Source organism: Polaromonas aquatica, from assembly GCF_042659145.1.
In the GTDB taxonomy this organism is placed as follows: Bacteria; Pseudomonadota; Gammaproteobacteria; order Burkholderiales; family Burkholderiaceae_C; genus Polaromonas; species Polaromonas aquatica.
The window spans coordinates 432545-448291 of sequence record NZ_JBHSRS010000084.1; the positions used below are offsets into that span (position 1 = coordinate 432545).

A 15747-nucleotide genomic window follows, 5' to 3' on the forward strand; every position below is an offset into this window, starting at 1 on the left:
GCCCAGCCGGATCAGCCAGCCCAGGTCACAACACCGCTCCATGCTGTTGCCAGCACCACCACACCAAAGGCGATGCGGTACCAGGCAAAGGGCACAAAGCTGTGGGTAGAGATGTAGCGCAGCAGCCAGCGAATGCACAACAGGGCGCTGGCAAAGGAAAACACCAGCCCGACCGCAAACAAGGGCACGTCAGCCATGGAGAGCAGCGCGCGCTCCTTGTACAGGCTGTAGACCCCCGCGCCAATCAAGGTGGGAATGGCCAGGTAAAAAGAGAAGTCCGTGGCGGCCTTGCGCGAAAGCCCGAGCAGCATGCCGCCAATGATGGTGGCTCCGCTGCGGCTGGTACCCGGGATCATTGCCAGGCACTGCACCAGCCCGACCTTGAGCGCGTCCATCGCGGTCATGGTTTCGACCTCCTGGATGCGCGCCACCGCCGGGTTGTTTTTCTGGCGCCTTTCAGCCCACAAAATAATGATGCCGCCAATGATGAAGGTGCTGGCCACCACCACCGGCGTGAACAGGTGCGCCTTGATGGCCTTGCCAAACAGCAGCCCCAGCACCACGGCGGGCACAAAGGCGATAAACACATTTAAAGCAAACTGCTGCGCCTGCTTTTCGGTGGGCAGGGCGACCAGTGTGTCGCGAATCTTTTGCCAGTACACCAGGATGACTGCAAAGATCGCGCCGGTCTGGATGGCGATGTCAAACACCTTGGCCTTGTCATCGTCAAAACCCAGCAAGGCGCCCGCCAGAATAAGGTGGCCGGTCGATGAAATCGGCAAGAACTCGGTCAGGCCTTCAACAATGCCCATGACGGCGGCTTTGATCAACAGTGCAATATCCACGCTGGCTCCTGAGTTTGGTGCGTGATTATCGCCCGCGCCTGAACTGCCAGATTCAAATACATTACGGTCACATGAGCTTTACAAACACTGGCACCATCACGTCCATGACGCCTACCGATAACAACACCTCTCCCGTCCCTTCCACGCCCCAGGCCATCCTTGAGTTCTGGTTTGCAGACGGACTGCAGGCCGGCTGGCCAACACGGGAGATGAAGGCCGTCTGGTTTGGTGCCGACCCGGCGCTGGACGCACAAATCAAGGCGCAGTTCGGCGGGCAGGTGCTGCAGGCAGTTCAAGGCGGGCTCCCGGACTGGGAGGCCCAGCCATTGACCCGGCTTGCGCTGGTGCTGCTGCTGGACCAGTTCACCCGCAACGTGTATCGCGGCACAGGCCAGGCGTTTGCGGGCGATGCCAGGGCCCAGCAACTGGTCATGGATTCCCTGGCCAGGGGATGGGACCAGCAATTGCCATGGGTGGGCCGCGTCTTTTTGTACATGCCGCTGATGCACGCCGAAAACCTCGCGCTGCAAAACGAATGTGTCAGCCGTTTCACGCAACTGGCCGCAAGCGCCCCCGAAGAACTCAGGACCCGCTTGCAGGGCAACCTGGACTTTGCGGTGCAGCACAGGGACATCATTGCCCGCTTTGGCCGCTTCCCCTACCGCAATGCCGCGTTGGGCCGCAGCAACACGGCCGACGAGCAGGCCTTTTTACAAAACGGCCCGCGTTTTGGCCAGTGAGCCGGACATGGCCTTCGTGGGCATCTTCAGCGTTTGAAGCCTGTCTGCGGCTTGTTACCCGCGCCTTGTCCTGCGGCCGCCCGGTTGTTTTGCCCGCAGATCGTGTCTCCCGCGTCCTACAGCCGTGTTTGCCCGCCCGGGTTGTACTGCAACAGACAAAACTGTTGAGCAAACCAACCGGGGATTTTTTCATGAAGAGCACACACAACACCGTTCGCGCCTATGGCAAGGGCGCACTCACCACACTGGCCATGGTTCTGGGCACCACCGTCCTGATGGCCGCATGCAACGTCACGCCTGTGGTCAGGCCCTACGACCAGACGAAGTTCTCTGAAAAAGTCCGCGTACCGGCAGGCAACGTGGTCGCACTTGAAACCACTGCCACAGGCAACCTCACCTATGAATGCCGCGCCAACACCCCGGCAGCCGGCAGCATCGGCTGGGTATTGGTCAGCCCTTCTGCCAATCTGTATGACCGCGACGGCAAACAGGTCGGCACCTATTCAGGCCCGCCCGCTACCTGGACCATGATGGACGGCTCCAGCGTGACCGGTACGCAGGTTGCCATCGAGCCCGTAGTCGGCGGCATCCACATCCCGCTGCAGCTCTCGGCCGGCACACCAGGCCCCGCCCCCGGCATGCTGCAAAACATCACCTACATCCAGCGCGTGAACACCAAAAACGGCCAGGACTTCATGAACGCCTGCACCCAGGCCGAAGTTGGCCAACGAGTAGTCCGCCCCTACCAGGCCGACTACATCTTCTGGAGAGCCTCTTAAGCCCTCCCGTTAGCAACACACCACGCAAGAAGAAAGAGAAAGCCCGCAGACTCCGGCCTGCGGGCTTTGCTTTTTTGCCTGATACCCGGTAAGTTGTGAATACCCATAAAAAAACCCGCACAGGGCGGGTTCTTGTTGCCTGCCATCGGTCAGATGGCAAACGGCTTAGCGACGGTAATAAACCGGTGCGTAGCCGGGGCCATAACCCGGGCGCGGGGCCTGCACGTAATAGCCGCCATGCCTGTGCGGGCGGCCGTAATAAACCGGCGGTGCCACATAAACGGGCTGGCCGTAATAGACCGGACGGGGCCTGACGTAAACCGGAGCGGGCTGCACATACACAGGCTGAGGCTGTACATACACGGGTTGAGGCTGCACGTACACCGGCTGGCTATACACGGGGTAGGCATTCGTCACACCGACCTGCACACCCGGCACGCCAATGCCGACTGAAAAAGACACGTTGTCACGGGCCTGCGCAGCGCCGGCAAATCCCAGGGCGGCCACGGCCAGCGTGGCAGCGACGCCTGCGATCAGGCCGGAGCGGTTTGCGGTGATGGCTGTCTTCATATATTTCTCCTTGAACAGGGCGCAAAGTGCCCATGTGTCTATTAAACGCATGCAATTGCCAAACGCCTACCGCACGCCCTGTTAAGAGCGTAGCGAAACGTAACTCCCGGGGGCCCTAAAATGACCTGATGACATCCCCCGCCCCCTCCAAAGCCACGGCTCCCGCGGCCTCCGACAAAGAAACCCACAAGCCGAGCAACTTTTTGCGCCAGATCATTGAGCATGACCTGGCCAATGGCACCTATGCCAGCCGCAAATGGGGTGGCAGCCCCGGCGACGCCGCCCACCACGCCGCCGGCCAGCCGGACCCGGCCAGGGTGCGCCTGCGCTTTCCGCCCGAGCCCAACGGCTACCTGCACGTCGGCCACGCCAAAAGCATTTGCCTGAACTTCGGCCTGGCGCGCGACTACGGCGGCGTGTGCCACCTGCGTTTTGACGACACCAATCCCGAAAAAGAAGACACCGAATACGTCGACTCCATCATCGAAGCCGTCAAGTGGCTGGGGTTTGACTGGGCACAGATCGGCAATGCGCCGGGCAAGGACGCGCCCTACCAGGCCAGCGACTACTTCGACTTCATGTACCGCGCCGCCGAGTACCTGATCGAATCCGGCCACGCCTATGTGGACGAACAAAGCGCCGAAGAAATGCGCATCAACCGCGGAGACTTCGTCAAGCCCGGCACCGACAGCCCCTTCCGCAGCCGCACACCGGCGGAAAACCTGGCGCGCTTTCGCGAAATGCGCGACGGCAAGCTCGAAGACGGCGCCGCCGTGCTGCGCGCCAAAATCGACATGGCCTCGCCCAACATCAACCTGCGCGACCCGGCCATTTACCGCATACGCCGCGCACACCACCACAACACCGGCGACAAATGGTGCATCTACCCCATGTACACCTTTGCCCACCCGGTCGAAGACGCGCTGGAACAGATCACCCACAGCATCTGCACGCTGGAGTTTGAAGACCAGCGCCCGTTTTACGACTGGCTGCTGGACAGATTGTGTGAAGGCGGCCTGATCGCCACACCGCATCCGCACCAGTACGAATTTGCGCGCCTCAACCTCACCTATGTGCTGACGAGCAAACGCAAGCTCGCGCAACTCGTCAACGAAAAACGCGTCAGCGGCTGGGACGACCCGCGCATGCCCACCATCGTCGGCCTGCGCCGCCGCGGCTACACGGCGGAAGCCATTCAACTCTTTGCCGAACGCATAGGCGTGTCCAAAAGCGACAGCTGGATTGACTACAGCACGCTCGAAGGCGCGCTGCGCGACACGCTGGACCCCATCGCCCCGCGCGCCATGGCTGTGCTCGACCCCGTCAAACTGGTGCTGACCAACTGGGACGAGGTCATGGGCGCCGGAACATTGGACGACTGCTCCGCCCCCGTGCACCCACACCACCCTGAACAAGGCACACGCCACTTCAAGATCGGCAAAGAGGTGTGGATTGAACGCACCGACTACGAAGAAACACCGCCCAAAGGTTTCTTCCGCCTCTTCCCCGCGCACACCAATGCCAGCGGCCAGGCCATTGCCGCCAGCAAGGTGCGCCTGAAGTACGGCCACGTCATCGAATGCGTGGGCGCCACCAAAGACGCCAATGGCCAAGTCACCGAAGTGCAAGCCAAGTTGATCCCCGACACCAAGAGCGGTACGCCCGGCGCGGACAGTGTCAAGGTCAAGGGTGTGATTACCTGGGTAGGCGTGAACGATGCGGTACAGGCCGAAGTACGGCTGTATGACCGGCTGTTTACCGAAGCGCATCCCGAAGCGAACGGCAATGATTTTCTGGAGAACCTGAACGCCAACAGCTTGAGCGTGGTCACGGCTTATGTGGAGCCGTCAATGGCCAGCATCCCCGCCGGTCAGCGCTTCCAGTTTGAGCGGCATGGCTACTTTGTGACCGACCTGGTAGACCACGGTACGGGTAAAGCCGTATTGAACCGGGTGACGGGAATGAAGGATTCATTTGGCAAATGAATCACGCTCAAAAGTCAATGTGACTAATTGTCATTTTTGTATTCATGCGTTACCATGAGCATTCGCAGGATCACCTGCGAAATCAGGTGAAACACCTGATCCACTGTTCTTTGATTAGCTTTTAAGTTGAGCGGAAAAATCTGGGTCTCTTGCATGAGACGTTCCATCAGGTTAACTGTATGGAACTTAACCGGGGCGTAAGGGGTGAAGACCGATGACGATGCGAGGTAATTCGGCACGGCGCGGCCTCTCCTTTTACAGATACGGTTGTTGAACGAAACATGCAGGCACTTGAGCTGACGGTAGGTTGTTAGTTTTCCGTTTCCTTTGGTAGTTGAACGTCGCAGGAATGTCCCTGCGAATAACCCAAAGGAAAGCGTTATGTCTAAAAAGACAAAATCCAACTTAAAAACCTGCGGTGCTCGCACCGCTAAGAAGATGACTACTGCCGAGCGTGAGCTCTGCAATAACAAAAGTGGAGCCTACCGTTGGCTCAATTGGTTCTTTCTCCTGATAAAGGTGGAGGACCTTTTTGAATCTTTGTTGGAGCGTTTGCCCCTCTAAAGTAAGTGCCTGTTTTTTTATGCAACCAACTTATCTCGAAAAACCAATCGGCAGTCCAGAAGCTCTAGCCGGAGTGCTCGGGTTGAGCGTCACAGTTCTTACCGATTTTGCAGCGACCGCATCATCAAAATATACGCATTTTGAAATAGATAAGGCAAACGGCAAAAAACGAGAAATTTCCAGTCCGAATCATGATCTAAAAATAATTCAAAAAAGGATCAATCGCTTTGTATTCGGAAAAGTGAAATATCCCGAATACCTTTTCGGCGGAATTGAGGGGCGCGATTATGTCAAAAATGCAAGCATCCACGCCAATGCAAAAGCGCTTATTACTCTAGACATAAAAGATTTTTATCCGAATATCCAAGCTAAGCATGTCTTTAAGATATTCAAATATTTCTGCAAATTCCCAGACTCAGTCGCGACGCTGCTAACTGACTTAACGACTCTAAAAGGATCAGTTCCTCAGGGTGCCTGCACGAGCTCGCACATAGCTAACTTGGTGTTCTACGACACTGAACATCGAATCGTTCGAGAATTTTCTCAGAAAAAATTAAGCTATAGCCGTCTGCTCGACGACATGTGCATCTCTTCTACAAAAGTGATGTCAGCATCGACGCTTAAAGCCACTATTGATAGTATTTCCGCCGTTTTGCACGGGAAAAATTTCAAACTAAAAAGTAGCAAAACCAAAATTTCATCGGCCTCAAATCCGGAAGATCTGATGGAGGTCACGGGACTTTGGTTGAACAGAGGGCATCCCCGAGTTCGGCGAGCAGAGCGGATAGATATACGTTCAGAACTGTTCAGATGCGAAGAACTTTTTAAAATCTCGAGGACAAGCCCCGAGTACCACCGTGAGCATGATCGCTTATCCGGCCGTGTTGCAAAGCTATCCTATCTTAAGCATTCTGAGTCCAAACCCTATAGGGCTCGGCTGAGGAAAATCCTCCCCCACTACGACCTCGGCGATCGAACAAAAACACTCAAACTGGTTAACGTCATAGAACGCACATCGGTAGGAGATCGAAGCAAATACTCATACATCGAACGTTTCCACCAACTGATGTATCGAATCAATATCCTCTCTAGATCAGATACCGGATTAGCACAAGCATTGAGGATTCGGATGAGTCTATGCCAGCCCACCAGTACAAAGGAGAAAATTACCTATGGTGAATAATGCGCAAGCTTATGGAGTAGTCAAGGTTTACTACCCTCTAAAAGGTTTTGGGTTTATCACTAGGGAGAAGGGGAAGGATCTCTTTTTTTTTAGAAGCTCTGTCGCTGATGAAGCAGCCTTAATTGAAGGAGCAACGGTGCGATTTCAAATCGAACATGGCGAGAAAGGACCTAGCGCTGTCAGCGTCAAACGCGAGGGTTAGAGCGTTCCCTCGACTCAACAAAGTCAAAGAGGTGTTCGTCCCGCGCGATCAAGAACTGGTTTGAACCCCTGATCAGCTTTTCCTCTCAACCGGGTTAGGCAACAACCAACTAGCCGCATACGCCCGCATGAACTCCTTGGCCTTTTCCCGCACTCAGCCAGTCGGCGTAGGTGCCCTCGTTCAGGATCGCCAACATGCGTTTTCGCTACCGGACTACTCACGCGACAGACTGCAGAGTCCATAAACAAAAATCCCCGCATTCTGGCGCGAAACCAGATCCCGCGCACCCCGCAGAACGGCGAGCTAACCTCCGGGCACAACTAGCCCCCCTTCTTTGCACGAACTGCCCGCGCGGTATACAGACAAGACACATCCGCCATGCACCATGGAGGCTCAAGAACACAAGGAGCCACACCATGAAAACCATGAAGTCCACCACCATCGTTTGTGCGATTGCCTTGGCCGGCGTGAGCCTCAGCTCGCTCTCGTTTGCCCAGGGCTACGACGGGCGTAACGGACCACCCCAGGGGCGGCCGCAGGTTCAGCAGCAGCACGGTCCGCAGCATGGGCCGCAACCCAACCAGTACCGTCATGCGCGCCCCATGGACCACCGTTTTGACCACAGCGACATGCGGCGCAATGACCGCGGCCATTACTACAACGCACGTGGCCCGGAATTCAGGCGCGGCGGTTACATTCCGCGCGATTTCCGCAACCGCCAGTACTACGTGACCGACTACCGCGCCTACCACCTGAGCCCACCTCCACGCGGCCAGCAATGGGTGCAGGTGGGCAGTGACTATGTGCTGATTGCCATCGCCACGGGCCTGATCGCCAACATCGTTCTTAGCCGCTAAAGTGGCGGCATACCGCGAAGCCCGGGTGAGCCATGCGCGCCCGGGCTTTCGCTGGAACCAATGGCGCACGCGCTGCTCCATATACCCATATCCACTGATGAGAACAACGAATGCTGCACGCCCTCAAGGAACTGTTTGAAAGCCTGCTGGCCCCGGCCGGCAGCCAGTCGCCGCAGGAGCGTGAGCATGCGCTTCAACTGGCCACGGCCGTGCTGCTGACGGAGGTGATGCGGGTAGACGGCAGCTCGGATGCCGCGCAGCAAGCGGCGATCATGGCTGCGCTGCGTGAAAGGTTTGCCCTGCCCGATGACGCGCTGGCGCAACTGGTGCAGCAGGCCAGGCAGGCAGCCCAAACGGCCAATGACTACTACCACTTCACCAGCAGCATGAACGAGCAGTTCACGCAGGCGCAGAAAATCGAGGTGGTGGAGGCCATGTGGCGGGTGGCTTATGCCGACGCCCATCTTGACGCGAACGAAATCAGCCTGATCGGCAAGATTGCAAACCTGCTCTACGTGACCCAGGGCGAGTACATAGGCGCCAAGATGCGGGCCAAGGAAGCGGCGCAGCTTGGATAGTCGCCAGGGCACATGAAACCCGGTGTCTCCCGCGTGCCAGGTGACGGCAGTGCACAGCGCCTAAACTTGGCGCCACACACCCTACGGAGACCTTCACCATGATCACGCTTTGCGGCTTTCCTGTTTCAAACTACTACAACAAGGTCAAGCTCGCGCTGCTTGAAAAAGGCGTGCCGTTTACCGAAGAACATGTGGCCACCAAAAGCACTGACGAAGCAGTGCTGTCCATCTCGCCGCTGGCCAAGATCCCGTTCATCCGCACGCCGCAGGGCGGCTTGTGCGAGAGCGAGGCCATCGTCGAATACATAGAGGCTGCTTATCCCAATCCGCCATTGCTGCCGGCAGACCCGTTTGCCGCAGCCAAGGTGCGCGAGCTCGTCACCTTCATTGACCTGCACCTGGAGCTGGTGGCGCGCGACCTGTACCCGCAGGCCTTTTTTGGCGGCAGCGTAAGCGAGTCAAGCCTGGCGCGCATTCGCAAGCAGCTGGACAAGAACATCCTGGCCTTCAAGCGCCTCGTCAAGTTCGCGCCCTATGCGGCGGGTGACACCTTCACCCTGGCCGACTGCGCCGCGTTTGCCAGCCTGCCGCTGGTGGGCATGGCCACCAAGGCGGTGTATGGCGAAGACCTGCTGCTGGCCGCCGGTGTGGACTACAAACCCTACATCAAACTGGTCGGCGAGCGACCCAGCGCACAGAAGGTGCTGGCGGATCGCAAGGCGGCAACCAGCAAGACCTAGCTTTTTCAATGTGGCCCCGGTGCGGGATTTTGCACCGGGTTCACCAGACTGAATACGCTATTATTTTTATAGCCGCTTGCGCTTGCCAATCAATCGCTACAGCAGCATTTCGCTTGAATTTTCGGTTCAAGCTGGTTAGTGGATGATGCCCAGCGGCTTTTTCTCAACCGGGTTGGCGTGCAGCCAGTTGGCCGGATAGGCCCGCATGAACTCTTTGGCCTTCTCATGGCGGGCGCCCAGCCAGGCGTCGTAGGCGCCCTCGTTCAGGATGGCCAGCATGCGCTTTTCATTGCCGGGCTGCTGGTAGCGGCTCATCAGGGCGTGGCTGTTGGCATTCACCGTGAGCAGGGTGTAGCTGACGATGGTCTCGCCATCCGCGCCCGTCCAGCTCTCCCACAAGCCTGCCACCCCCATGGGTTTGCCATCGACCCTGGCAATGCGCGTGGGCACGGCCTTGCCGCTGCGCCAGTCGTCTTCCATGAAGGCCATCATGGGCACGATGCAGCGCTGCCCGGCCAGCCAGGCTTCGCGAAAGTTGCTGGATGTGGTGACGGTTTCTGACCGTGCGTTGACCAGCTTGGTCGAACGCAGCTTGGCGTCGGAAGCCGACTTGACCCAGCGCGGCACCAGGCCAAACTGCCCGGCGACCAGTTCATGCGATGGCAGCGCACGCGAGGGCTTGTCAGCGTCGGCGGTCTCCTGGGCATCTTCGGTTTCTTCTGTTTTTGTCACGCGGATGAAAACACCCGGCTGGCGCGGCCACACCTGGCGTTCCACGGGTGAAACAGGGGCCGCCACACGAAAGACATCGGGGTAAAGCGTCGCGGTTTTAATGCTCTCGTATTGGGTACTCATGCGGCGATGCTATCGCAGTGCCGCTGCCCGGCTTGCAAAACCCTTATACAAACAAGCCCCGGCTGGGCTCACCTCTCTAGCCCATTAGGTCGCACTCACTAGGGAAAACCCGCAATATAGCGGCATCTCTCCAGTTTCAAACCTACTCAAAGGAAACGCCATGAGCGCCAAAAACCTGTCTACCGTTGCCAGCGATCTGATCGCGTCTTACGGCAATACCGCCAAAAACGTTATCGATGCCTACCGCGCCGGCGGCGAGCGTGTGGTCAGCCTGCTGGAGCAGCGCTGGAACCGCGCACTGAAAGAGTCGCGCCCGGAGCTGACGGCTGAAGTCGCCAAAAACGCCTCGGCTGCGCAGGTCGCATTCAGCACCTTCTACTTCAAGGGCCTGAGCCTGACGACCGATGGCGCGCAGCAAGTTGTCAAGCAACTGGTCAAGGTGGCCGAGGCCGGTGTCGAGCGCGCTGCGGCGAACGCAGCCCTGTTTGAAGAAAAAACCGGCGTGACCGCGCTGCAGACGCTGGCGCAAGCCACGGCTCCAGGCGCATTGGCACTGAGCAAACTGGCCGCACAGATCGAGCAAAAAACCGCGGACCTGGCCAGCAAGATTGCAGGCGACGATGTAACGACTGTGAGCGCCAAACGCCCATCAGCCTTCAGCCAGCGCCGCGCTTCCAGGGCCGTTTAAGCCGTTTCTTAAGGAAAAAGTGCCTGTAGCCCCGGTAGAACGGGCGCAACCAGCTATCAAAGGTATAGCAAATTAAACCAGCAAGCCGGCACCTCGCCGGCTTTGGTTTTTCTCCGTGGCCCGCTTTCAGCCGCCCAGCGCCCCATCAGCGACGGTTAGACTGAATCCATGCCCACCGCCATGACTCGCAAGCACGCCTTGCTGTTCTTTTTTGCCATGGTTTTTCTGTCGGCGGCCCTGCCCGCAGCCGCAGACACCACCCCGGTCACCGTCAGGGTATTTAAAAGCTGCGATATCTGCCCTGAGATGGTGATCATCCCCGCCGGCAGTTTCATCATGGGCGCAGCACCGGCGGAGCTGGCCCGCATCAGGGCGGCGGGTGGCTTGCCGCCGTCGCGCCCGCCGATGGCAGCGCCTGGACGCGTGATTGCAGCAGCCAGGACCGGGTGCTGCGTGGCGGCTCCTGGGTCGCGGGGCCATCAAGAGCCAGCTCGGCTTACCGCGTGTTCGACGGCGAAGCCAGCAGTGCACTGGATATCGGCTTTCGCGTCGCGATGACGCTAGCACCGTGACGTATCTCACCGCAGCCATCGCCTGTGCGGTCTAATCTCACCCATGTCAAAGCCCAACTTCAGCCCCGCAGCAGACCGCAACAAGCAGCCCATACTGGATGTCCTGCGTGAGGTCTTGCCGGATCATGGCATCGCTCTTGAGATCGCATCAGGCACAGGCCAGCACGTCGCCTGGTTTGCCGCAAATCTGCCTCAATGGACATGGCAAGCAACCGACGCGGTGCCCGCCGCGCTGGACTCCATCTCTGCCTGGGTGGCCGGGCAGGGTTTGCTTAATGTGCGCCCGCCCCTGGTGCTCGACGTCATGGCGCCTGAATGGCTGCCGGGCGATGTTGCTTTTGACCTGATCTACTGCGCCAACATGCTGCACATCTCGCCCTGGACGACCTGCGCCGCGCTGATGCAGGGCAGCGCACGCCACCTGGCACCGGGCGGTGTGCTGGTGACTTATGGGCCTTATCTGGAAGACGGCGTACCAACGTCAGAAGGCAACCTGGGCTTCGATAAAAGCCTGCGTGCACAAGACCCGGCTTGGGGAATCCGCCGCAAGGAGGATGTCGCGCAGGAGGCAGCCCGGGCGGGCCTTCGCCTGCAGGCGCGGCATGCGATGCCTGCCAACAATCTGCTGCTGGTCTGGGCCAAAGCGGATGACCGCTAGCGCCTGGCCAGAAAATAAGCACCGGGTTATCCTTTCAAAATGGCCACAACCATGAAAAAGGCGACAACAATCATGACAAAAAGCAGGAGCGCTCCGAAGGAACAGGAAGGAGGCGACGCCCCCTCCCAGCTGATCGACGCAAGGATCAGCGAGCTGGATGACTGGAGGGGCAAGACGCTCGCCCATGTTCGCGCGCTCATCAAACAGGCTGACCCCGAGGTAGTTGAAGAGTGGAAGTGGCGCGTTCCGGTCTGGTCTCATGATGGACTGATCTGTACCGGCGAGACATACAAGAAGGCCGTGAAGCTGACGTTCGCCAGGGGCGCTTCGATCCAGGACCCTTCAGGACTGTTCAATTCCAGCCTTGAAGGCAACACGAGGCGCGCCATTGACCTTCACGAGGGTGATGAGATCGATGAGCCGGCCTTCAAGACGCTCATACGCGCCGCTGCAGCACTGAACAGCGCCGGCAAAGTGCGCCGGTGAAGCGGGCGTTTCCCGCGACCCTGGACGCCAGCAGCAGCGTGCCAGCATCCGCCATCGCCTGACGGCGCGCCCTAGCCTTCCAGCGAAGCCTTCAAACTTCCCAGTGCCTGCTCCCACTGCCGGCCAATCACTTCCAGCGACTTGCGCGCCTCTTCCATCTGGGCCGGATCAAACTGCCACAGCCGTTCGCGGCCGACCTTCAGGTCCCTGACCAGGCCGGCATCGGCCAGCACCTGCAAATGCCTGGTCACGGCCTGCCGGGTGAGATCGGTGTTGGCGGTGAGTTGCGCGATGGAAAAAGCGCCGCCCGCACAAAGCACGGCAACCAGTTGCAGGCGCGTCCTGTCGCCCAGCGCGAAGAAGACCGATGCCAGGTCGGCGCCGGCCGCCGCGGCCTTGTCAGTTCGTGGATTGGTTTGCGGCATAGCGGGCAATGTTGTCGAGCTGTTGCGACCAGCCATTGCCGTTGCCGCGGAAGGCCTGCATGCGGCGGCCGGGCGGCACCTTGTCAAAGCCGGTTTCAACCACCGTCAGCAGCGTGCCCTCGGGCGCATCCTTGAGGGTAAAGGTCACCAGGGTGCGCTCTTCTTGCGAATAATCGACGGCGGGGTCTATCGCATGAGGGTGCCAGCGATAGCTCATCAGGGTTTCGGGTTCGACGCGTTCGATCACCACGTCAAACACCACATGCTCAAAACCCTTGATGGTGATGGGTCCCTGCACACGCTGGCCGGCAGCAAATGTCTTGCCGCTGAGGTTGGCGCCAAACCATTTGCCATAGGCCTCGGCATTGGAAAGTGCGCCCCAAACCCTGGTGCGCGGGGCCTTGATGTGGATGCTGCGTTCGATGCGATCGGTGCTGCTTTCGGTGGTCATGGGGAATCTCCTGAAGGTTAATGTTAACGGCGTGGATGGCGGGCGTGTTCAGGCAGAGCAGCAGTTCGCTTGCGTGGAGAGGTGAGGCGTGCCCTGCCCCGTCTCGACCAGGCTTTGCAGGCTGCCGAGATAAAGGTCCCAGCCGCGCTCGCAGACCCCAAAACATTCAAAGTCCGGCGTGAGGCCGACGTGTTCAAAGTCCAGCAAGGTTTTGCCGCCGGGCTGCGGCGTGAGCTTGAAGACGATGTCTGTGCCTACCCATTCGTCCTTGCGGGTGAAGGCGTCGACATTGATCAGGGCCTCCACGCAATGCCAGCGCACTTCCCGCTCAGGCGCCAGGCTTTTGACCTGCATGACCTTGTAGTGCTCGCCAAAACGGAAGGTGGACCGTCCGCCCACGGCGGTGGCAATGTCGCAGGTCTGCGTCCACCAGCTGCGCAGGCCTTCGGGCGTGGCCAGGGCCTGGTACACGGCGGCAGGCGTGGCAGACAGCAGGATTTGGCGTTGGTAGTGCTTCATGAAAATCTCCTTGAAGAATAAATATGCAATAAATTGATTGCACGTTTATTCTGCTCCGAAAAAATCCATCATGCAACAAATTTATTGCATTTAAACAAAACCCATCCAGATGGCAAAAGCTTCCTCCAGATCCCGTTACAGAGTCTTTGAGAAATTGGGCAGTTGCGTCAGCACTCGGTTATGGTGGAGCCAGCGCACGCGGCAAAACGCGTAGCAGCAACAAACACAGGCGCACTAAAATCTGCGGCCTGACGTCCCCTCTCACCCCACGCTTTCCAGCCCCCAACAGACAATACGCACATGCGCCGACCACTGATCTCCTACCTGCCCGACTGGACGCTAGACTGGCTTGAAATCATTGTGCCGGGCGTGCAGATCCTGCTGATCCTGCTGGTCGCCTGGGTGCTGCAGCACATGCTTCGCCGCCTCGTGAATCGCGCCGGAGAGCACTACCAGCTGCCGATGGAACTGACGATGCCGCTGAAGGGTTTTCTTCGATGGACCATCATGATTGCGGCGCTGATGCTGGTGCTTGAGCGGCTGGGCGTTTCGGCCACTGTTTTATGGACGGCCTTCACCGGGTTTGCCACTGTCGGCGCCGTGGCCTTTTTTGCCGCCTGGAGCGTGCTGTCCAACCTGTTTTGCGCCTTCCTGATCTTCACCGTGGGGCCGTTTCGCCGGGGCGACACCATCGAACTGCTGGACACGGCCGAGAAGCCCGGCGCCCGCGGCCGCGTGATAGACATCAACCTGCTCTACACCACGCTTGAAGACAGCAACGCCGGGTCCGCAGGCACCTTGCTGCAGATTCCCAATGCACTGATCTTCCAGCGCGTGGTGCGGCGCTGGAAAGGCGGAGAACCCGCACGACCCGCCACGCCGGAAACACCCGCAGTGCAGGCCGCGACCGAAACGCTGGCGTCGTGAAACGGCGCAGCCACCACAACAGCGGCCTGATACTCCCGGGTTGACCCCCTTCACACTGAATCCACCCTGATCGCCCGCCGTGACCACACACTCCAACAACCGCCGCTCTGCCTTGTTTGCCACGCTGGGCCTGCTGGCCTGGCCAGCCTCATTCGCGGCCAGGCCAACCGCCTCATCTCCTACCGCGTCACCCGAGGTTTGGCCCAGGGCGGCCCAGGTCCCCGGTGGTGTCGCCCGCCTGTCGCTTGGCCCGGCAGCGCTGCGGCCTGCCGCGCACACGGGTGATGTGCCTTTGCTGGTACTCGGTGATGCGAGTGACTGGACTGCGCTGGTGGGCATTCCGCTGGCGGCCGTACCCGGCGAAGCAAGCATCATGGTGCAGACCGAAGGCAAGGGGCCACGGCAGATGGCCTACACCATTGCACCCAAACGTTACAGCGAGCAGCGCCTGAAGGTGTCACCCAAAACCGTGGACCTGTCGCCGCAGGACCAGGCGCGTTACGAGCGCGAGCGGGACCACCAGGCGGTGGTCATCGCCACTTTCAGCACACCGCTGCCGCAGGCATCCACATTGCGCATGCAGGTGCCGGTGCCGGGGCGGCGCTCCAGCTCCTTCGGCTTGCGGCGCGTGTTCAACGGGCAGGCACGCAATCCGCACAGCGGCATGGACATCGCAGCCGGCACGGGCACGCCCGTGACTGCGCCGTTGCCCGGCCGGGTGATTGATACGGGTGACTATTTTTTCAATGGCAACACGGTGTGGCTGGACCACGGCGGCGGCCTGCTGACCATGTACTGCCACCTGAGCGCCACCGACGTGAAGACCGGTGACGTACTGAAAACCGGGGAGCGCCTGGGCGCAGTGGGCGCCACCGGCCGAGTGACCGGGCCGCACCTGCACTGGGGCGTGATGCTGAACCGCACCATGGTGGACCCGGCGCTGTTTCTCGCAGCCTGAGCGGCACCGGACCGCTATCATTTAAATAGCGGGTTGCGCGCATAACACGGCGGCTGGAGGCCAAAAACATGCCCAAAACATGGCAAAACCAGGCGCACAATGATGTCTGAAGCCTGTTCACGGCCTGTATCTGCGTCTTGAGCAGGCCATGCGTTTCTGGAGGTG

Annotated in this window: 22 protein-coding genes; 14 read left to right on the forward strand and 8 right to left on the reverse strand. The window is 59.4% G+C overall.

Annotation, left to right across the window (positions count from 1 at the left end):
- Nucleotides 1-11: 11 nt before the first annotated feature.
- Entirely contained in the window at nt 12-845 is an 834-nt protein-coding gene (locus tag ACFQND_RS23200) for an undecaprenyl-diphosphate phosphatase (protein ID WP_371439902.1), read from the reverse strand.
- Between the two features lie 71 nt (nt 846-916).
- Between ACFQND_RS23200 and ACFQND_RS23205 the strand changes: the two genes are divergently transcribed.
- Both ACFQND_RS23205 and ACFQND_RS23210 read left to right on the forward strand, forming a co-directional pair.
- Complete coding sequence (locus ACFQND_RS23205) at nt 917-1585, forward strand: DUF924 family protein (RefSeq protein ID WP_371439903.1); 669 nt, start codon at nt 917-919, stop codon at nt 1583-1585.
- A gap of 191 nt (nt 1586-1776) precedes the next feature.
- Nucleotides 1777-2364, forward strand: a complete 588-nt coding sequence (locus tag ACFQND_RS23210) for a DUF3455 domain-containing protein (protein WP_371439904.1) — start codon at nt 1777-1779, stop codon at nt 2362-2364.
- Between the two features lie 165 nt (nt 2365-2529).
- Here the strand turns inward: ACFQND_RS23210 and ACFQND_RS23215 are convergent, their stop codons facing one another.
- Nucleotides 2530-2934: a hypothetical protein gene (locus tag ACFQND_RS23215; RefSeq protein ID WP_371439905.1), complete on the reverse strand. Its 405-nt coding sequence runs from the start codon at nt 2932-2934 to the stop codon at nt 2530-2532.
- Between the two features lie 128 nt (nt 2935-3062).
- Here ACFQND_RS23215 and ACFQND_RS23220 point away from each other — a divergent pair, with 128 nt between their 5' ends.
- On the forward strand, nt 3063-4919 hold the full coding sequence (locus tag ACFQND_RS23220) for a glutamine--tRNA ligase/YqeY domain fusion protein (protein WP_371439906.1): 1857 nt from the start codon (nt 3063-3065) through the stop codon (nt 4917-4919).
- Nucleotides 4920-4942: 23 nt separating this feature from the next.
- On the opposite strand, the gene ACFQND_RS23225 is transcribed toward ACFQND_RS23220, so the two are convergent.
- Complete coding sequence (locus ACFQND_RS23225; RefSeq protein ID WP_371439907.1) at nt 4943-5074, reverse strand: hypothetical protein; 132 nt, start codon at nt 5072-5074, stop codon at nt 4943-4945.
- A 226-nt stretch (nt 5075-5300) separates the two neighbouring features.
- On the opposite strand from ACFQND_RS23225, the gene ACFQND_RS23230 reads away from it, so the two are divergent.
- The 6 genes from ACFQND_RS23230 (at nt 5301) to ACFQND_RS23255 (ending at nt 9043) form a co-directional block, all read left to right on the forward strand.
- Entirely contained in the window at nt 5301-5483 is a 183-nt protein-coding gene (locus ACFQND_RS23230; RefSeq protein WP_371439908.1) for a hypothetical protein, read from the forward strand.
- Between the two features lie 19 nt (nt 5484-5502).
- Nucleotides 5503-6666 carry a reverse transcriptase family protein gene (locus ACFQND_RS23235; protein WP_371439909.1) on the forward strand — a complete coding sequence of 388 codons (1164 nt, stop codon included), beginning with the start codon at nt 5503-5505 and terminating at the stop codon, nt 6664-6666.
- Nucleotides 6656-6868, forward strand: a complete 213-nt coding sequence (locus ACFQND_RS23240) for a retron Se72 family effector protein (protein ID WP_371439910.1) — start codon at nt 6656-6658, stop codon at nt 6866-6868. The genes ACFQND_RS23235 and ACFQND_RS23240 overlap by 11 nt, the downstream gene beginning before the upstream one ends.
- A 416-nt stretch (nt 6869-7284) precedes the next feature.
- On the forward strand, nt 7285-7725 hold the full coding sequence (locus ACFQND_RS23245) for an RcnB family protein (protein ID WP_371439911.1): 441 nt from the start codon (nt 7285-7287) through the stop codon (nt 7723-7725).
- Nucleotides 7726-7835: 110 nt separating this feature from the next.
- The gene (locus ACFQND_RS23250; RefSeq protein WP_371439912.1) at nt 7836-8303 is read left to right on the forward strand and encodes a tellurite resistance TerB family protein; all 468 of its coding nucleotides are present in this window, start codon (nt 7836-7838) and stop codon (nt 8301-8303) included.
- A gap of 98 nt (nt 8304-8401) precedes the next feature.
- Nucleotides 8402-9043: a glutathione S-transferase family protein gene (locus ACFQND_RS23255; RefSeq protein ID WP_371439913.1), complete on the forward strand. Its 642-nt coding sequence runs from the start codon at nt 8402-8404 to the stop codon at nt 9041-9043.
- Between the two features lie 135 nt (nt 9044-9178).
- On the opposite strand, the gene ACFQND_RS23260 is transcribed toward ACFQND_RS23255, so the two are convergent.
- Nucleotides 9179-9898, reverse strand: a complete 720-nt coding sequence (locus ACFQND_RS23260; RefSeq protein WP_371439914.1) for an SOS response-associated peptidase — start codon at nt 9896-9898, stop codon at nt 9179-9181.
- 160 nt (nt 9899-10058) lie between these two features.
- Between ACFQND_RS23260 and ACFQND_RS23265 the strand changes: the two genes are divergently transcribed.
- Nucleotides 10059-10586 carry a hypothetical protein gene (locus ACFQND_RS23265; RefSeq protein ID WP_371439915.1) on the forward strand — a complete coding sequence of 176 codons (528 nt, stop codon included), beginning with the start codon at nt 10059-10061 and terminating at the stop codon, nt 10584-10586.
- Between the two features lie 155 nt (nt 10587-10741).
- Here ACFQND_RS23265 and ACFQND_RS23270 read toward each other — a convergent pair whose 3' ends face one another.
- Nucleotides 10742-10924 carry a hypothetical protein gene (locus ACFQND_RS23270; protein ID WP_371439916.1) on the reverse strand — a complete coding sequence of 61 codons (183 nt, stop codon included), beginning with the start codon at nt 10922-10924 and terminating at the stop codon, nt 10742-10744.
- A gap of 277 nt (nt 10925-11201) precedes the next feature.
- On the opposite strand from ACFQND_RS23270, the gene ACFQND_RS23275 reads away from it, so the two are divergent.
- Both ACFQND_RS23275 and ACFQND_RS23280 read left to right on the forward strand, forming a co-directional pair.
- Nucleotides 11202-11816 (forward strand): DUF938 domain-containing protein, encoded by a 615-nt coding sequence (locus ACFQND_RS23275; protein WP_371439917.1) that lies wholly within the window; start codon nt 11202-11204, stop codon nt 11814-11816.
- A gap of 51 nt (nt 11817-11867) precedes the next feature.
- A complete protein-coding gene (locus ACFQND_RS23280; protein WP_371439918.1) occupies nt 11868-12302 on the forward strand; it encodes a DUF1801 domain-containing protein in 435 nt (144 codons plus the stop codon).
- Nucleotides 12303-12373: 71 nt separating this feature from the next.
- Here the strand turns inward: ACFQND_RS23280 and ACFQND_RS23285 are convergent, their stop codons facing one another.
- Genes ACFQND_RS23285 through ACFQND_RS23295 form a run of 3 tightly spaced genes read right to left on the reverse strand, consistent with a single transcriptional unit; the run spans nt 12374 to nt 13697 of the window.
- Nucleotides 12374-12727 carry an ArsR/SmtB family transcription factor gene (locus ACFQND_RS23285; protein ID WP_371439919.1) on the reverse strand — a complete coding sequence of 118 codons (354 nt, stop codon included), beginning with the start codon at nt 12725-12727 and terminating at the stop codon, nt 12374-12376.
- Nucleotides 12702-13178, reverse strand: a complete 477-nt coding sequence (locus ACFQND_RS23290; RefSeq protein WP_371439920.1) for an SRPBCC family protein — start codon at nt 13176-13178, stop codon at nt 12702-12704. Before ACFQND_RS23290 ends, ACFQND_RS23285 begins: the two co-directional genes overlap by 26 nt.
- A gap of 48 nt (nt 13179-13226) precedes the next feature.
- Complete coding sequence (locus tag ACFQND_RS23295) at nt 13227-13697, reverse strand: SRPBCC family protein (RefSeq protein ID WP_371439921.1); 471 nt, start codon at nt 13695-13697, stop codon at nt 13227-13229.
- Nucleotides 13698-13997: 300 nt separating this feature from the next.
- Here ACFQND_RS23295 and ACFQND_RS23300 point away from each other — a divergent pair, with 300 nt between their 5' ends.
- Both ACFQND_RS23300 and ACFQND_RS23305 read left to right on the forward strand, forming a co-directional pair.
- A complete protein-coding gene (locus ACFQND_RS23300) occupies nt 13998-14624 on the forward strand; it encodes a mechanosensitive ion channel family protein (RefSeq protein ID WP_371439922.1) in 627 nt (208 codons plus the stop codon).
- A 79-nt stretch (nt 14625-14703) separates the two neighbouring features.
- Entirely contained in the window at nt 14704-15582 is an 879-nt protein-coding gene (locus ACFQND_RS23305; protein ID WP_371439923.1) for a peptidoglycan DD-metalloendopeptidase family protein, read from the forward strand.
- Nucleotides 15583-15747: the final 165 nt, after the last annotated feature.

Coding starts and splice junctions, on each gene's coding strand:
- ACFQND_RS23205 (WP_371439903.1), top strand. CDS start 917: ATGAGCTTTACAAACACTGGCACCATCACGTCCATGACGCCTACCGAT.
- ACFQND_RS23210 (WP_371439904.1), top strand. CDS start 1,777: ATGAAGAGCACACACAACACCGTTCGCGCCTATGGCAAGGGCGCACTC.
- ACFQND_RS23215 (WP_371439905.1), bottom strand. CDS start 2,934: ATGAAGACAGCCATCACCGCAAACCGCTCCGGCCTGATCGCAGGCGTC.
- ACFQND_RS23220 (WP_371439906.1), top strand. CDS start 3,063: ATGACATCCCCCGCCCCCTCCAAAGCCACGGCTCCCGCGGCCTCCGAC.
- ACFQND_RS23225 (WP_371439907.1), bottom strand. CDS start 5,074: ATGCAAGAGACCCAGATTTTTCCGCTCAACTTAAAAGCTAATCAAAGA.
- ACFQND_RS23230 (WP_371439908.1), top strand. CDS start 5,301: ATGTCTAAAAAGACAAAATCCAACTTAAAAACCTGCGGTGCTCGCACC.
- ACFQND_RS23235 (WP_371439909.1), top strand. CDS start 5,503: ATGCAACCAACTTATCTCGAAAAACCAATCGGCAGTCCAGAAGCTCTA.
- ACFQND_RS23240 (WP_371439910.1), top strand. CDS start 6,656: ATGGTGAATAATGCGCAAGCTTATGGAGTAGTCAAGGTTTACTACCCT.
- ACFQND_RS23245 (WP_371439911.1), top strand. CDS start 7,285: ATGAAAACCATGAAGTCCACCACCATCGTTTGTGCGATTGCCTTGGCC.
- ACFQND_RS23250 (WP_371439912.1), top strand. CDS start 7,836: ATGCTGCACGCCCTCAAGGAACTGTTTGAAAGCCTGCTGGCCCCGGCC.
- ACFQND_RS23255 (WP_371439913.1), top strand. CDS start 8,402: ATGATCACGCTTTGCGGCTTTCCTGTTTCAAACTACTACAACAAGGTC.
- ACFQND_RS23260 (WP_371439914.1), bottom strand. CDS start 9,898: ATGAGTACCCAATACGAGAGCATTAAAACCGCGACGCTTTACCCCGAT.
- ACFQND_RS23265 (WP_371439915.1), top strand. CDS start 10,059: ATGAGCGCCAAAAACCTGTCTACCGTTGCCAGCGATCTGATCGCGTCT.
- ACFQND_RS23270 (WP_371439916.1), bottom strand. CDS start 10,924: ATGATGAAACTGCCGGCGGGGATGATCACCATCTCAGGGCAGATATCG.
- ACFQND_RS23275 (WP_371439917.1), top strand. CDS start 11,202: ATGTCAAAGCCCAACTTCAGCCCCGCAGCAGACCGCAACAAGCAGCCC.
- ACFQND_RS23280 (WP_371439918.1), top strand. CDS start 11,868: ATGAAAAAGGCGACAACAATCATGACAAAAAGCAGGAGCGCTCCGAAG.
- ACFQND_RS23285 (WP_371439919.1), bottom strand. CDS start 12,727: ATGCCGCAAACCAATCCACGAACTGACAAGGCCGCGGCGGCCGGCGCC.
- ACFQND_RS23290 (WP_371439920.1), bottom strand. CDS start 13,178: ATGACCACCGAAAGCAGCACCGATCGCATCGAACGCAGCATCCACATC.
- ACFQND_RS23295 (WP_371439921.1), bottom strand. CDS start 13,697: ATGAAGCACTACCAACGCCAAATCCTGCTGTCTGCCACGCCTGCCGCC.
- ACFQND_RS23300 (WP_371439922.1), top strand. CDS start 13,998: ATGCGCCGACCACTGATCTCCTACCTGCCCGACTGGACGCTAGACTGG.